This is a genomic window from Stenotrophomonas maltophilia, assembly GCF_900186865.1.
Classification (GTDB): Bacteria; Pseudomonadota; Gammaproteobacteria; order Xanthomonadales; family Xanthomonadaceae; genus Stenotrophomonas; species Stenotrophomonas maltophilia.
Window position 1 is genome coordinate 4,164,684 of sequence record NZ_LT906480.1, and the last position, 14,946, is coordinate 4,179,629.

Genomic DNA, 14,946 nt, shown 5'->3' on the forward strand with positions numbered 1-14,946 from the left:
AAGGTTTCATGTTCCGTTCGCATAGTGGCCATGCACCGCGCACGCGTGCCGGTGACCACCCCCAATGCAACGGACCACCATGCAGACCCGACACCTGACGATCGCCGTGGCGATCGCGCTCTCCGCCGCCGCCAGCGCCCATGCCGCCACCGCCGCCGATACCGGCGCCAGCACCGATGCCGCGCTGAGCGCGCAGACGCTGGATACCGTCTCCGTGATCGGCCAGGGCGAGACCCGCCAGGTGCAGCGCATCACCACCGTCGACAAGCAGGTCCTGCCGCCGGGCACCAGCGGCCAGAAGGTCCTCGACCGCCTGCCGGGCGTGTCGGTGCAGTCCAACGATGCCTTCGGCGCCAACGAAGAATCGCAGACCATCAGCCTGCGCGGCTTCGACAAGAGCCGCCTCGGCTACACGCTGGACGGCATCCCGCTGGGCGACAACAGCTACGGCAACTACAACGGCCTGAGCATCGCCCGCGCGATCATCGCCGAGAACCTGGCCGGTGCCGAGCTGTCGCAGGGCATCGGTTCGCTGGGCGTGGCCTCGACCAGCAACCTGGGCGGCACCATCCAGTACTTCTCGATGGACCCGTCCACCGAGTTCGGTGGCCGCGCCAGCGTCACCGTCGGCGACAACAGCCAGCGCCGTGGCTACCTGCGCGTGGATACCGGTGACATCAACGGCTTCTCGGCCTATGTGTCCGGCGTGCACCAGGACCAGGACATGTGGGCCGCGCCCTACCAGAACCAGACCACCCGCCAGTTCAACGCCAAGGCAGTGTGGAATGTCGGCGACCACCGCTTCGGTGCGTTCGTGGCCACCTCGCGCGCCAGCCAGGCCAACTACGCCTACCTGTCCAAGGACATGCTGGCGCGTGGCCTGGGCTGGGATTGGAACATCTACGCGCCGGACTGGGATCGCGCCGTCGCCGCTGCGTACTGCGCGCCGGGCACCTACAACAAGGCACGCTGCAAGTTCAGCGGCGGCGTCAACAGCATCGACGATGCCTACTACCAGAGCCGCGCATTGCGCGACGACAATCTCTATTCGGTCGATGCCGACCTGCGCCTGGGCGAGCAGGGCCGCCTGAAGCTGCTGGCCTACCACCACGACAACCGTGGCCAGGGCCACTGGTGGGCACCGGGCCAGCCGTCCTACCCGGGCACCGACAGGATGCTGCCGATCTCGATCCGCAGCACCAACTACACGATCAACCGCGACGGCCTGACCGCCGCGCTGTCGTGGACGGTGGGCATCCACGAACTGGAAGCCGGCCTGTGGTATGAGCAGAACGACCACAACGTCTCGCGCAACTTCTACTACATCAGTGGCCCGTTCCTGGACGACCTGTACCTGAAGAACCCGGACCGCCTGCTGTTCAACCAGGACTTCGACATCCGCACGCGCCAGTTCTACGTACAGGACCGCATGCGCTTCCTGGACCAGCGCCTGACCGTGGACGTGGGCATCAAGAGCCCGAACACCCGCATGCGTGCCACCGCCCAGCCGGGCGTGGAAACCAGCATCGCCTCGGGCACGCTGACCGCCAAGGAATCGGTGCTGCCGCAGGTGGGCCTGGGCTTCAAGCTCAACGCCAACAACGAGCTGTTCGCCTCGTACGCCGAAAACATCGCCGCCTTCGTCGGCGGTGGCAGCGGCGGCCCGCTGCAGGTGTCGCCGGAATCGTTCGCGGCCAGCGCCGGCCTGGAGCCGGAGAAGTCCAAGAGCCTGGAAGCCGGCTTCCGTACCTTCGGCGAGAAGTACCAGGCATCGATCGCGGGTTACAACGTGAAGTTCGACAACCGCCTGCTGTCGTTGAACCCGTGCTCGAGCATCGAAGTCGGCACGCGTCCGGAGTGCGTGACGCGCTTCATCAACGTCGGTTCGGTGAAGAGCTACGGCGCGGAACTGACCTTCATCCTCAAGCCGATCGACGGCCTGCAGTGGTACAACGCGCTGTCCTGGAACAAGACCACCTACGAGGATGACTACACCTCGGGCGGCGCCATCGTTCCGGTGGCCGGCAAGATCACGGTGGATACGCCGCAGCGCATGGCCTCCAGTGAGATCAGCTGGAACCGCGATGGCTTCTTCGCCAGCCTGCGTGCCAAGTACACCGGCAAGCGCTACTACACCTACACCAACGACCAGTCGGTACCGGGCGTGACCACCTTCGACGCCGGCGCGGGCTACGACTTCGGCCCCGGCCTGGGCCTGCGCAACGTGCGGGTGTCGTTGAATGCGACCAACCTGACCAACAAGCGCTATGCCGGCCAGCTGAGTTCGTTCGCACCGACTGATCCGAAGGGCACGCGTTATGCGATCCATGCGAGCGCACCGCGGCAGTTGTTCATGACGGTGGCGGCAGAGTTCTAAGTCGAAAGCGTTGCCCCGCGGCGTCTTGATTATCGTCGCGGGGCAGGGCCGGATGGGCCGGCGCAGGACACGCCGTAAACCCATCCATGGGGGCTCGATGGCGCCATCCATGGCGCCAACGGTCCTGCGCCGGCCCATCCGACCCTGCTCGACGGTTTCCCGCGCCACGGTGCGGAAGGCAAAGAAGAGCAAAAAGCAAAGAGCCGGGCATTGCCCGGCTCTTTGCTTTTCAAGCGCAATCCCTTCGGCGCGGTGATGTGCTGCCCCCCGCGCGGGAAACTGTCTGGCGGCGGTGGGGCACCCTGGCCAGGACCGTGAGGCGCATGGATGCGCCGATCGAGCCCCCATGGATGGGTTTACGGCGTGTCCTGGCCAGGGTGCCCCACCGCCGCCCAGCGACATCAATCGAGGCGCCAGCGCATCATCCCGCCAACGCATTTCATTCCGGCGCCAGCTGGTCCATCCGTATCCGGTTGGCAAACAGCGAGAACGCCAGCATCCCGGCCAGGCCATTCGCCCGGCTCACCCAGTGCGGCAGCCAGCGCGGAGGCTTCAGCACCCCCGCCTCGAACAACGGCGCGAACGCGATCGCATCGGTCAGGCTCATCTTGCCGGCGAACAACCAGCGACAGACCTGCAAGCGGTCCTCGGCCAGCATGTGGCGGAAGAAGGTGTGCACCGACACCAGGCCGCGCAGGTACACCGTGTCCTTGGTGAAGGCCAGGCCGCCACTCGGCGGCACGCCGCGGAACACGCGCTGTGCCGAGGCGAAACTCTCCTCTGCGTTCTGCCCCGCATCGCAGAAATAGCGGAACACTTCGATGAAATCGGCGCCTTCGCGTGCCATCGCAATCGCTTCGGTACGCAGGCTGATGCGCTTCAGGCGCTCGATGTCGATGCTGCCAGTGATCTGCTCGGCGAACGTGGCCAGGCCTTCCTGTGTCGCGGTCACCCGCGGCGAAGACAATGCCAGGCTCGGCAGCACCGGCTGTTCGCGGCCATTCAATGCGGTCAGCGAATGCACCAGCGCTTCGTGGTGGAACAGCTGCGCGCGGTCGTAGGCACTGAAGCGCGCACTGGTGCGCAGGCGGATGCGGGTCGGGCCGGCAGCTGCTTTGGACACCAGTTCCGGGTCGAGCTGTACCTGGATGATGCGCGATTCGAAGAAGGCATCCAGGTCGTTCTGCAGCTGCAGCTGCAGGGCGATGGCCGACACTGGCACCTGCTCTTCCGGCGCCAGCAGTTCGTGGTCCAGTTCGGCGGCAATCTGGATGAAGTGGCGCGCTGCTTCGCGCGTGCTCGGGCCATTGCCCGGCAGCGGCTGCTCGGGTGCGCCGAACAGCTGCACCGAACAGGTATCGACCGCCGCGGTGCCCAGCCCTTCCAGCAGCTGCGCGGCCAGGTCCCAGCTCTGCGCCGACTGTCGCACGTAGTGGCCCAGTGGGTGGCTGTCGTCGCAGTCGGCGGCGATCGCGGCCAGCGCGCGACGTTCTTCGCTGAAGTCCAGCCGTGGGTAATCCACCTTCGGCAGCACCGGCTGACCACGTGCCACGCTATCCAGGAACGGTGCCTGCACCGTTGCCGGCCAACTGGTCAGGCCCAGCAGGCGGATGCCTCCCACGGCCTCGACCAGGCGCGCATCGAGCGCTGCATGGTGGGCCACGTCACGGTCCAGCGTCGCAGTCGGTTCCATGCGCGGACTATAGCGCCCTGCCCTTGCTTTGGTAGGTGCCAACGTTGGTTGGCATCCGCCGACGGCGGGCTTCGGACACACCCGTGCCAACCAGGGTTGGCACCTGTCAGGAGCGGGCAGTTGGCATCCGCCCGAAGCAGACAGAGGCGGGTTCATTGCAGGGGTCAGCGCCCATTGCGGTGCAATGGGATCCGCCCCCGCGGTACCGATCAGCGCCTACGCGGCTTGCCGGCCGGGCGGAACTGCTGGCCCTTGCCCTTCTTGCCGCCACGCTCCTGCGCGGTCTCGGCCTGGCGGACCGCCAGCTTGGCGGCGGCGGCGGCCACTTCTTCCTTCAGCTTGAAGTAGTTGAGCAGCCGGCTCTCTTCGATCTCACCTGCTTCGATCGCTGCGCGTACGGCACAGCCCGGTTCCTGCTGGTGCTTGCAGTCGTTGAAACGGCACTGTGCGGCCAGGGCTTCGATATCGGCGAAGCCGCCTTCGGACAGCGTCTCTTCACCGGTCGGCTTCAGCTCGCGCATGCCGGGGGTGTCGATCAGGCAGGCGCCGGTCGGCAGCGGCATCAGCGCGCGGTGCGTGGTGGTGTGGCGTCCACGTGAATCGTTGGCGCGCACCGCGTTGGTCTTCATCCGCTGCTCGCCGAGCAGGGTGTTGGTCAGCGTGGATTTGCCGGCACCGGACGAGCCCACCAGCACCACCGTGCGGCCCGGGCCCAGCCACGGTTGCAGCACCGCCACGCTGTCGGCATCCAGGCCATTGATCGCATGCAGGGCGATACCCTGCATCTCCAGCTCTTCCAGCACCGCCAGCGCGTCTTCGCTGTACTCGGTCTGGTCGGCCTTGGTCAGCACCACCACCGGTTCGGCACCACCACCGCCGACCAGCAGTAGGTAGCGTTCGATGCGCCTCGGATTGAAGTCGGCATCCAGGCCGCAGACGATGAACACCGTATCGATGTTGGCCGCGATCACCTGCTGGTGGTAATGCTCGCCGGCAGCACCACGCTTGATCGCGGTACGACGCGGCAGCAGGGCGACGATGCGGATGCCATCGAGCAGCACCCAGTCACCCACCGCCGGCCGTTCATGGCTGGGGAAGCGCGGGCGCTGCCATTCCGGCAGCGACTCGGCCTTGATCGACGCATCCGGGCCATCGGCCACCACGTAGTGGGTGCGGTGCTGTTCGATCACCCGTGCCGGGCGGGCCTGCGGATGTGCGGCCATCGCGGCCTGCCAGTCGGCCTGCTGCGCCGGGCCCGGCCAGGGCCAGCCAATGGTCTGCAGGGCGATGAAATCGGGGGTCTGGGTCATCGCCGCCATTCTACCTGTGCCGACGCCCTGCCAGCCCAGCAATGACGGGCCCGGCGCCCTTGCCATGCATTGCAGCAATTCCGGTAGGATGGAAGCCCCATGCCTTTTGACGGCCCAGCTCCCATGTCCACCAACTCGCCCAAGCCCCTGGCCATCCGCGAGCGCCTTTCCGAAGTGCGCTACGAAATCCGCGGAGAACTGGCGCGGCGAGCCCGGGAGCTGGAGGCGCAGGGCCGCAAGCTGATCAAGCTCAACATCGGCAATCCGGGCGCTTTCGGCTTCCGTGCGCCGGAGCACCTGCAGCGTGCGATCGCTGACGACATGGGCCGCACCGACCCGTACACGCACCAGCAGGGCCTGCCGGTGGCACGTGAAGCCATCGCCAGCTACTACGCCCGCCGTGGCGCGCCCGATGCGCACCCGGACCGCGTCTTCCTCGGCAACGGCGTCAGCGAACTGATCGACCTGTCGCTGCGTGCGCTGCTCAACCCGGGCGATGAAGTGCTGGTGCCCTCGCCCGACTACCCGCTGTGGTCGGCCTCGACCATCCTCAACGATGGCCGTCCGGTGTACTACCGCTGCGCACCGGAGAACGGCTTCCAGCCGGACCCGAGCGAGATCGAGACGCTGGTGTCCTCGCGCACCCGCGCCATCGTGCTGATCAATCCGAACAACCCCAGCGGCGCCAGCTACCCGCGCGAACTGCTGGAGCGCGTGGTCGAGATCGCACGCCGCCACAACCTGTTGCTGCTGGTCGACGAGATCTACGACCAGATCCTGTACGACGACGCGGTGTTCCAGCCGGTCGCGCCGCTGGCCGGTGATCATCCGTGCCTGACCTTCAGCGGCCTGAGCAAGGTGCACCGCGCCTGCGGCTGGCGCGTGGGCTGGGCCCACCTCAGCGGCGACGATGCCCGCCTGGGTGACTTCCGCGCGGCACTGGACCTGTTGGGCGCGCTGCGCCTGTGCGCCAACGTGCCGGGCCAGTACGCCATCGAGGCCGCGGTGAACGGTCCGGACACCATTTCCGAACTGTGCACGCCGGGCGGCCGCCTGTATGAAACCCGCCGCGCGGTCATCGAGGCCTGCGAAGCCAGCGAGCACCTGTCGCTGGTCGCACCGGCCGGCGCGCTGTACGCGTTCCCGGCCGTGGTCGGCGCCGCTGCGAAGGGCTTCGACGACCACAACTTCGCGCTGGACCTGATGAACAACGAAGGCGTGCTGGTGGTGCCGGGCTCGAGCTTCAACGTGCCCTACCGCCATCATTTCCGCGTGACCCTGATGCCGGAGGCCTCGGTGATGCGCGATGTGTTCGCGCGCATCGACCGCGTGCTGGCGCGGCGTGCCGAGGACGCGACCAAGGTCGTGCCGCTGAAGCCTCGCCGCTCGGTGGCCTGAGCCGTGGCGCTGTCCTACCTGGCGCTGGGCGATTCGTACACCATCGGTGAAGCGGTTGCAGTCGAAGGCCGTTGGCCACACCAGCTGGCCGCCGCGCTGCGCGCGCAGGACGTGGCGCTGGCCGACCCGCAGACCATTGCGACCACCGGCTGGACGACCGACGAGCTCGATGCGGGTATCGACGCGGCTGCACCGCAGGGCCCGTTCGATTTCGTCAGCCTGCTGATCGGCGTCAACAACCAGTACCGCGGGCGTCCGCTGGACGAGTACCGCAGCCAGTTCCAGGCCCTGCTGCAGCGGGCGATCGGCTTCGCCGGCGGTGATGCCGGCCGCGTGCTGGTGCTGTCCTTCCCCGATTGGGGCGCCACCCCGTTCGGTGTCGGCAGTGGCCGCGACCTGGCCGCGATCGAGATCGAGACCGACGAATTCAATGCCGCCGCCGAGGTGATCAGTACCCGGCACGGCGCAGCCTTCGTCGACATCACCGACATCAGCCGCGCGCAGGGCGAAGACCCGACGATGATCGCCGAGGACGGCCTGCATCCTTCAGCGCGGATGTACGCCCTGTGGAGCGCGCGCGCGCTGCCGGTTGCCGCGCATCTGCTTGGCGGCACGGACTGAGGCGATGGACGGCACGCCACGGAACGGCCCGCCCCTGCCCTGTGCTCCCCTGACGGCCCCGCAGGCCCGCTTGATCGCCGAAGCGTTCCGCCCGGCGCAGGCCTGGGGCAGCCGCCGCGACTACTACTACACCCGCGGCAAGCTCGGCAGCGATCCGCTGTACGACGGCGTGCTGCAGCATCTGCCTGACGACGGGCAGCCGGTGCTGGACCTCGGCTGCGGGCTGGGCCTGTTCGCCCATGTACTGCGCCAGCGCGGCGGCACCCAGCGCTACCTGGGCGTGGACGTGGATGCGGGCAAGATCGCCCGCGCGCAACGTGCCGCCGTCGAGCTGCATGACGTGCGCTTCGACTGCGTGGACGTGCAGGCGCCACTGCCGGCGCAGGCCGGGCACGTCCTGCTGCTGGACGTGCTGCAGTACCTGGACGCGGACCCACAGCAGGCACTGCTGCGCGCGGCCAGTGCACGGGTGGCCCCCGGCGGCTGCCTGCTGCTGCGCACGCCGCTGGCCACCGGCGATGGCCGCGACCGCACCACGCGGGTGGCGGATCGGCTGGCCTGGCTGGTCGGCTGGATGGGCACGCGGCCGCGCCACTATCCTGACCCGCAGGTCCTGCAGGCGACACTGACCGAAGCGGGATTGCAGGTGGCCGCCCCCCGGCCACTGCATGGGCGTACGCCGTTCAACAGCTGGCTGCTGGTAGCGCGGCGGAACCGGTAGCGCCGGGCCATGCCCGGCGAGCGCAGCGGCGCCCGTGGAACCCACCGGGCATCGCCCGGCGCTACTGCATCCGTGTCAGCTGACCGGCAGCCGCGCCTTCAGGCCGCGCTCGTCCAGCGCCTGCAGCACGCGCTCGATGATCGCCAGATTGTGGCCGTGGGCGGCGCCCTCGTGCAGCAGCACGATGGCCCCTGGGCGCAGGTCCGGCAGCAACCGCGCCAGCACGCCCTCCGGCGTGCAGCTGACGCGGTCGTAACCGCGGGCACTCCAGCCCACGCGCACCAGGCCCAGCGCCTTCAACACCGGCGCCACGAACGGGTTGGTCATGCCCACCACCGAGCGATACCAGCGCACCGGATGCCCGCTCAGCGCCTGCAGCGCATGCTGGCAGCCTTCGATCTCGGCCCGCATCGCCGCTGGGCCCAGGCGCCAGAAGCGGGCCTGCGGGTGGCTGAGACTGTGATTGCCGAGATCGTGGCCACGGCGCAGGATCTCGGCCACCAGTTCCGGCTGCGCCAGTGCACGGTCCCCCACCAGGAAGAAGGTCGCACGCGCCTGGTGGCGGTCCAGGAGGTCGAGCACGGCACGGGTTTCCGGGCCGGGTCCGTCATCGATCGTCAGCCAGACACTGTTGCCAGCGTCCGGCACCCGGCTCAATACCGGCGCGTAGAAACGGCTGTTGGGCAGGAATATCGGCACCATGAACAGCGCGTGACTGGCCACCATCAGCGGCAGGGCCCAGTGCCAGCCTGCCAGTACCCATACCAGGATCACGGCCAACTGCGACGCCACCAGCCAGGGCAGCCAGCGCCAGGGCCGGGTCGGGATGCGATGCAATGTTCCTGCGTTGCTCATCCCCCATGATGCCATGGGGGGTAGAATTGATGATTCGAATTCCCGGAACCCCGACGTCCATGTCCCTCGATCCCGCCCTGCGTTCGCGCATCGAATCCATCCTCAACGCCAACCGCGTCGTGCTGTTCATGAAGGGCCAGCCGTCGATGCCGCAGTGTGGCTTCTCGGCCAAGGCCGTGGGCGCGCTGCAGGACCTCGGTGTCGAGTTCGCCCACGTCAACGTGCTGGCCGACCAGGAAATCCGTGAAGGCATCAAGGCCTACGGCGACTGGCCGACCATCCCGCAGCTGTACATCGACGGCGAACTGGTCGGCGGCAGCGACATCGTGCTGCAGATGGCCGCCAGCGGCGAACTGAGCAGCGTGCTGGGCCTGGCCGCACCGGACCGCACCCCGCCGAGCATCACCGTCACCCCGGCCGCTGTGGAAATGCTCAAGGGCGCGCTGGCCGACGCCCCGGGCGCTGCCCTGCAGCTGACCATCGACGCCGGCTTCCAGCCGAACTTCCAGCTGGCCCCGCATGACGAAGGCGCGATCGCTGCCGAGTCCAATGGGCTGCGCGTGCAGTTCGACCTGTCCAGCGCCCGTCGCGCCAACGGCATCACCATCGACTGGGTGGACGACATCCGCGGCAAGGGCCTGGCGATCGACAACCCGAACGCGCCGAAGCCGGTACAGGAAATCAGCGTGCGTGATGCCGACGACCTGGTGCGCGCCGGCAACATCACCCTGGTGGACGTGCGCCCGGCCGACGAGCGCGCCATCGCAGCCGTCGGCGTGCCGTTCAGGAGCTTCGACGGCAACGGCCGTGCGGAGCTGGAAGCCCTGCCGAAGGACACCGCGCTGGCCTTCATGTGCCACCACGGCGGCCGCAGCGCACAGGCTGCCGAGCAGTTCCGTGCACTGGGCTTCACCAAGGTGTTCAACGTCACCGGCGGCATCAATGCCTGGTCCGAAGACGTGGACAACGGCGTGCCGAAGTACTGATCGGCCCCGGCATGGGGTCGACTTGGGGTCGGATCCCTTTCCGCAGGAAAGGGCTCTGGCCCCAGCACAGAAAACGCCGGCATTCGCCGGCGTTTTCTGCATCCACGCATGGCGTGGACCTACCCGGCGAAGCCGCCTTCGGCCAGGTAATCCAGCTCTTCCGCCGTGGGCAAGCGACCGAGCACGGCATTGCGATGCGGGAAGCGCCCGAAGCGGCGGATGATGTCGCGGTGCAGTTCGGCGTACTGCAGGTACTCCTTGTCACCCAGCACGTCGAACATCGCCACCGAACGGTCCTGGTCCATCGGATCCTCGGAGTGCTCGAACGGCAGGTAGATGAAGGCGCGCAGCTTCGGTACCAGCTGCAGGTCCAGGCCTTCCTCGATGGCGCGCATGGCGTAGTGCCGGGCCAGGCCATCGGTGGCGTAGGAATGGGCGGTCCCACGGAAGCAGTTGCGCGGGAACTGGTCCAGCAGCAGCATCAGCGCCAATGCCCCTTCGGCACTGCCCAGCCAATGCTCGCGCGCGCGCGAAGCGGCGGCGAAATGCTCATCCAGGAACAACTGGCGGAACTGCGCGTCGAACGCATCGTCGCGGGCGAACCACTTCGCAGGGCCCGCTTCTTTCCAGAATTCCACCACTTGCGCGGCAACGTCCATCACCTACTCCCCAGGGCCGGCGCGCCGCGCCAGGCCATCATCATCATTCGTCGAAGCGCAGGTGGCGGACCGACTTGCCGTTGCGCCGGATAAGCTTAAGCGCCTCGATACCGATCTGGATATGGTTTTCCACGAACTGGGAGCTGACCTTGGCATCGGAGGCCTCGGTCTTGACCCCATCGGGGATCATCGGCTGGTCCGAGACCAGCAGCAGCGCGCCGCTGGGGATGTGGTTGGCGAAGCCGGCGGCGAACACGGTGGCGGTTTCCATGTCGATGGCCATGCAGCGCATCGCCCGCAGCCGCTCCTTGAAGGCCTCGTCATGCTCCCAGACCCGGCGGTTGGTGGTGTAGACGGTACCGGTCCAATAGTCGTGGCCGAGGTCGCGGATCATGGTCGAGACCGCACGCTGCAGCGCGAACGCCGGCAACGCCGGCACTTCCGGCGGCAGGTAGTCACCCGAGGTACCCTCGCCACGGATCGCAGCGATCGGCAGCACCAGGTCGCCCAGCTGGTTCTTGCGCTTGAGGCCGCCGCACTTTCCCAGGAACAGCACCGCCTTGGGCATCACCGCCGACAGCAGGTCCATGATGATCGCGGCATTGGGGCTGCCCATGCCGAAGTTGATCATGGTGATGCCGTCGATCGTGGCGCTTGCCATCGGCCGGTCCAGGCCGATGACCGGCGCACCGGTCAGCTCGGAAAAGGTATGCAGGTAGCCGCCGAAGTTGGTCAGCAGGATGTGCTGGCCGAACTGGTCCAGAGGCACCCCGGTATACCGGGGCAGCCAGTTGTCGACGATTTCCTGCTTGCTTTTCATGGGCGGTCCGGTACGGCGGGGGACCGGGTATTTTCGGCCACCCGGCCGGTGCAGTCGAGCCGCCGTCGACCGTCCTGTGAAGAAGGTCACTTGGCAAGCCCGCCACCACCGGGCTAGCGTCGGCGGTTGGACCAGGTTGCAAGGGGAACTGCATGGCATCGACGTTGTTGCGCGCCGGGGTGGCCCTGGCGCTGCTTTCATTGAGTACGGCTCCGGCGGTGGGCGCCTCGCGCTTTGTCGCCGATCCCTACCCCAGCACCTACCAGGCCCATCCCGATGCGCCGGTACTGATCCACAACGCCACCGTGCTGACCGGTACCGGCCAGCGCCTGGACAACGCCGATGTGCTGCTGCGCGACGGCCGCATCGTTGCCGTCGGCCGCCAGCTGCAGGCCGATGCGGGCGTCACCCGCATTGATGCACAGGGCAAGTGGGTCACTCCGGGCCTGATCGACGTGCATTCGCACCTGGGCGTGTATCCCAGCCCGGGTGTCGGTGCGCACAGCGACGGCAACGAGATGACCGCACCGGTCACCGCCAACGTCTGGGCCGAACACTCGGTGTGGCCGCAGGACCCGGGCTTCGCCACCGCGCTGGCCGGCGGCGTGACCAGCATGCAGGTACTGCCGGGCTCGGCCAACCTTGTCGGTGGCCGCGGCGTGACGCTGAAGAACGTCCCGGCCATCACCTACCAGGCGATGAAGTTCCCCGGTGCGCCGTGGGGCCTGAAAATGGCCTGCGGCGAGAACCCCAAGCGGGTCTATGGCGAGGGCAAGGGCGTGACCCCGGCCACGCGCATGGGCAACGTGGCCGGCTATCGTGCCGCCTTCATCGATGCCGCCGACTACATCGCCAAGAACAAACCCAAGCCGGCCAAGCGCAAGAGCTGGTTCGGCAGCGACAAGGGCGACAGCGCCGGTGATGCCGGCGGCAAGCGCGATCTCAAGCTGGACACGCTGGCCGGCGCGATCGAAGGCGACATCCGCGTGCACATCCACTGCTACCGCGCCGACGAGATGGCCACCATGCTCGATCTGGCCAAGGAATTCGGCTTCAAGGTAGCCGCCTTCCACCACGGCGTGGAGGCCTACAAGCTGGCCGACAGGCTGGCCGCCGACGGCGTCTGCGGTGCGCTGTGGGCCGACTGGTGGGGCTTCAAGATGGAAGCCTTCGACGGCATTCCGGAGAACATCGCGCTGGTCGACCGGCCGAAGAACAGCTGCGCCATCGTCCACTCCGATTCACCCGAGGGCATCCAGCGCCTGAACCAGGAAGCAGCCAAGGTGATGGCGTCCGCGCGCCGCGCGCGCATGCCGGAGATCACGCCCGAACACGCCATCACCTGGATGACCGCCAACGCTGCCAAGGCGCTGGGCATTGAAGGCCAGACCGGCACCCTGGAGGCCGGCAAGATGGCCGACGTGGTGGTCTGGAACGGCAACCCCTTCAGTTCGTATGCGCTGGCCGAGCAGGTCTTCATTGATGGCCGCAGGTTGTACGACCGCAGTGCACCGGCAGCGCCGCCGCGTTCTGATTTCCAGCTTGGCCAGGAGGTGCGCTGATGGTGGTGCTCAAGCAGTTGACGCAGTCTGCCGCGAAGGGCAGCCGAGCATGGTTCGGCGCTACTGTCATGGTGCTGGCCTGCATCTCCGCATCCGCACAGGCACAGGACCTGCTGGTGCGCAACGCAACGGTGCACACGGCCAGCGCACGCGGCAGCCTGCACAACGCCGATGTGCTGGTCCAGGGTGGCATCATCCGCGCGGTCGGCCCCGGCCTGTCCGCGCCGGCCGGGGCGACCGTGGTCGAAGCCAATGGCAGGCCGCTGACCCCGGCCCTGTTCGGTGGCATCACCGAAACCGGCATCGAAGAGGTCTCGGGTGAATCGAGCACGGTGGACAGTTCGTTGAAGCTCGGTGAGCAGCCGCTGCGCCCGGAATTCGACGTCACGCTCGCCTACAACCCGGCCTCGGTGCTGATTCCGGTCACGCGCCTGGAAGGCATCGGCTTCACTGCATTGGGGGCAGCCACTGGTGGTGGTTTCGTGGCCGGCCAGGGCGGCGTAATGCGGCTGGACGGCAGCGCCGACCCGATCGGCCCGCGTGCCCTGTTCCTGCGCATCGGCGCGGCCGCCTCCGAACTGACCGGCCATTCGCGCGCCGCGCAATGGATGCTGCTGCAACAGATGGTCGACGAAGCTCGCGGCCAGGTTGCTGTGGATTCGCCGCACGCGCTGTTGACCCCGGCCGGGCGCCGTACGCTCAGTCGCTACCTGGCCGGCCAGGGCCGCATCGTGGTGGAGGTGGATCGTGCCTCGGACATCCGCCAGCTGCTGCGCTGGGCCACACGCGAGAAGGTAAAGATCGCCATTGCCGGTGCCAGCGAAGCCTGGCAGGTCGCGCCGGAGCTGGCCGCTGCGCACGTGCCGGTATTCGTCGACGTGCTGGCCAACCTGCCGGCCAGCTTCGACCAGCTCGGTGCCACCCTGGAAAACGCCGCGCGCCTGCAGCGTGCCGGCGTGGCGGTTTCTTTCGTGCAGCGCGGCGATGCCACCCACAACGCGCGCAAGATGCGCCAGCTGGCTGGCAATGCAGTGGCCAACGGCCTGCCCTGGGCTGACGGTCTGGCCGGGCTGACCCGGGTACCCGCACAGGCGTTCGGCGTGGCCGACCAGATCGGCAGCATCGAGCCCGGCAAGCGCGCCGACCTGGTGCTGTGGGAAGGCGACCCGCTGGACGTGGCGCACTATGCCGAACAGGTCTGGCTGGGCGGGCGTGCGATGCCGATGCGCTCGCGCCAGACCGACCTGCGTGATCGCTACCTGCAGCGCAATGCGCAGCCCTGACCGCATTGAAGGACACCACCATGGCCACCCTGCGCTGGTACTTCGACTTCGTCTCGCCCTACTCCTACCTGCACTGGCAGAAGCTGAAACAGTTGCCGCAGTTCGCGCAGATCCAGACCGTGCCGATCGCCTTCGGCGCGGTGCTGCATCACCTGGGCAATCTCGGGCCGGCCGAGATTCCGGCCAAGCGCCGTTTCATGTACCGCCAGCTGCAATGGACCGCGCAGGCCGAGGGCACGCCGATGCGCTTCCCGCCCGGCCATCCGTTCAATCCGTTGTCGGCGCTGCGCCTGTGCCTGGCCGCCGGAGCCAGCGCACAGGCGGTGGACGTGCTGTTCGACTGGATCTGGCGCGACGGCCATGCCGGTGACAGCGCCGAGGCCCTGCGCGAACCGGGTGCGCAGCTGGGCATCGAGGATGTCGCCAGCGCCATCGCCGCCCCGGCGGTCAAGGAACAGCTGCGGCGCAACACCGAGGCCGCAATCGGCGCCGGGGTGTTCGGGGTCCCGACCCTGGCCATCGACCAGGAACTGTTCTGGGGCAACGACGCCCATCCGCTGATGGCGGCCGTGCTGGCCGATCCCGCCCTGCTGCAGCAGCCCGAATGGCAACGCCTGGACAGCCTGCCGGTGGCGGTACAGCGCGATCGCTGAACAGGGGT

At 67.9% G+C, this 14,946-nt stretch carries 13 protein-coding genes; 8 read left to right on the forward strand and 5 right to left on the reverse strand.

Translation table 11 applies throughout. The features are described 5' to 3' along the window. The first annotated feature begins 79 nt into the window (after positions 1–79). Complete coding sequence (locus tag CKW06_RS19635) at positions 80–2,377, forward strand: TonB-dependent receptor (protein WP_024958497.1); 2,298 nt, start codon at positions 80–82, stop codon at positions 2,375–2,377. A gap of 439 nt (positions 2,378–2,816) precedes the next feature. Here CKW06_RS19635 and CKW06_RS19640 read toward each other — a convergent pair whose 3' ends face one another. Continuing rightward, complete coding sequence (locus CKW06_RS19640) at positions 2,817–4,070, reverse strand: flavohemoglobin expression-modulating QEGLA motif protein (protein WP_024956039.1); 1,254 nt, start codon at positions 4,068–4,070, stop codon at positions 2,817–2,819. Between the two features lie 209 nt (positions 4,071–4,279). Beyond that, the gene (gene rsgA / locus CKW06_RS19645) at positions 4,280–5,389 is read right to left on the reverse strand and encodes a ribosome small subunit-dependent GTPase A (RefSeq protein WP_032129866.1); all 1,110 of its coding nucleotides are present in this window, start codon (positions 5,387–5,389) and stop codon (positions 4,280–4,282) included. 114 nt (positions 5,390–5,503) lie between these two features. Here rsgA and CKW06_RS19650 point away from each other — a divergent pair, with 114 nt between their 5' ends. The 3 genes from CKW06_RS19650 to CKW06_RS19660 are packed head-to-tail and all read left to right on the forward strand — an operon-like array spanning position 5,504 to position 8,120. Beyond that, entirely contained in the window at positions 5,504–6,778 is a 1,275-nt protein-coding gene (locus CKW06_RS19650; RefSeq protein WP_005414441.1) for a pyridoxal phosphate-dependent aminotransferase, read from the forward strand. A 3-nt stretch (positions 6,779–6,781) separates the two neighbouring features. Beyond that, positions 6,782–7,399 carry an SGNH/GDSL hydrolase family protein gene (locus CKW06_RS19655; protein ID WP_024956041.1) on the forward strand — a complete coding sequence of 206 codons (618 nt, stop codon included), beginning with the start codon at positions 6,782–6,784 and terminating at the stop codon, positions 7,397–7,399. A 4-nt stretch (positions 7,400–7,403) separates the two neighbouring features. Continuing rightward, on the forward strand, positions 7,404–8,120 hold the full coding sequence (locus CKW06_RS19660) for a class I SAM-dependent methyltransferase (RefSeq protein WP_024956042.1): 717 nt from the start codon (positions 7,404–7,406) through the stop codon (positions 8,118–8,120). A 75-nt stretch (positions 8,121–8,195) separates the two neighbouring features. Here CKW06_RS19660 and CKW06_RS19665 read toward each other — a convergent pair whose 3' ends face one another. Beyond that, entirely contained in the window at positions 8,196–8,975 is a 780-nt protein-coding gene (locus CKW06_RS19665) for a polysaccharide deacetylase family protein (RefSeq protein WP_024956043.1), read from the reverse strand. Positions 8,976–9,034: 59 nt separating this feature from the next. Between CKW06_RS19665 and grxD the strand changes: the two genes are divergently transcribed. Continuing rightward, complete coding sequence (grxD, locus tag CKW06_RS19670; RefSeq protein ID WP_024956044.1) at positions 9,035–9,961, forward strand: Grx4 family monothiol glutaredoxin; 927 nt, start codon at positions 9,035–9,037, stop codon at positions 9,959–9,961. A gap of 119 nt (positions 9,962–10,080) precedes the next feature. Here grxD and CKW06_RS19675 read toward each other — a convergent pair whose 3' ends face one another. Both CKW06_RS19675 and CKW06_RS19680 read right to left on the reverse strand, forming a co-directional pair. After that, the gene (locus CKW06_RS19675) at positions 10,081–10,620 is read right to left on the reverse strand and encodes a DUF924 family protein (protein ID WP_024956045.1); all 540 of its coding nucleotides are present in this window, start codon (positions 10,618–10,620) and stop codon (positions 10,081–10,083) included. A gap of 43 nt (positions 10,621–10,663) precedes the next feature. After that, positions 10,664–11,440, reverse strand: coding sequence for an AMP nucleosidase (locus CKW06_RS19680; RefSeq protein ID WP_005414446.1), 777 nt, complete (start codon positions 11,438–11,440; stop codon positions 10,664–10,666). A 152-nt stretch (positions 11,441–11,592) separates the two neighbouring features. Between CKW06_RS19680 and CKW06_RS19685 the strand changes: the two genes are divergently transcribed. From CKW06_RS19685 to CKW06_RS19695, 3 genes are read left to right on the forward strand one after another with little or no spacing between them, the layout of a single operon-like run. Then, on the forward strand, positions 11,593–13,002 hold the full coding sequence (locus CKW06_RS19685) for an amidohydrolase (protein ID WP_024956046.1): 1,410 nt from the start codon (positions 11,593–11,595) through the stop codon (positions 13,000–13,002). Beyond that, on the forward strand, positions 13,002–14,285 hold the full coding sequence (locus CKW06_RS19690) for an amidohydrolase family protein (protein ID WP_024956047.1): 1,284 nt from the start codon (positions 13,002–13,004) through the stop codon (positions 14,283–14,285). Before CKW06_RS19685 ends, CKW06_RS19690 begins: the two co-directional genes overlap by 1 nt. A 20-nt stretch (positions 14,286–14,305) precedes the next feature. Then, on the forward strand, positions 14,306–14,938 hold the full coding sequence (locus CKW06_RS19695) for a 2-hydroxychromene-2-carboxylate isomerase (RefSeq protein ID WP_005414448.1): 633 nt from the start codon (positions 14,306–14,308) through the stop codon (positions 14,936–14,938). The last annotated feature ends 8 nt before the right edge of the window (positions 14,939–14,946 follow it).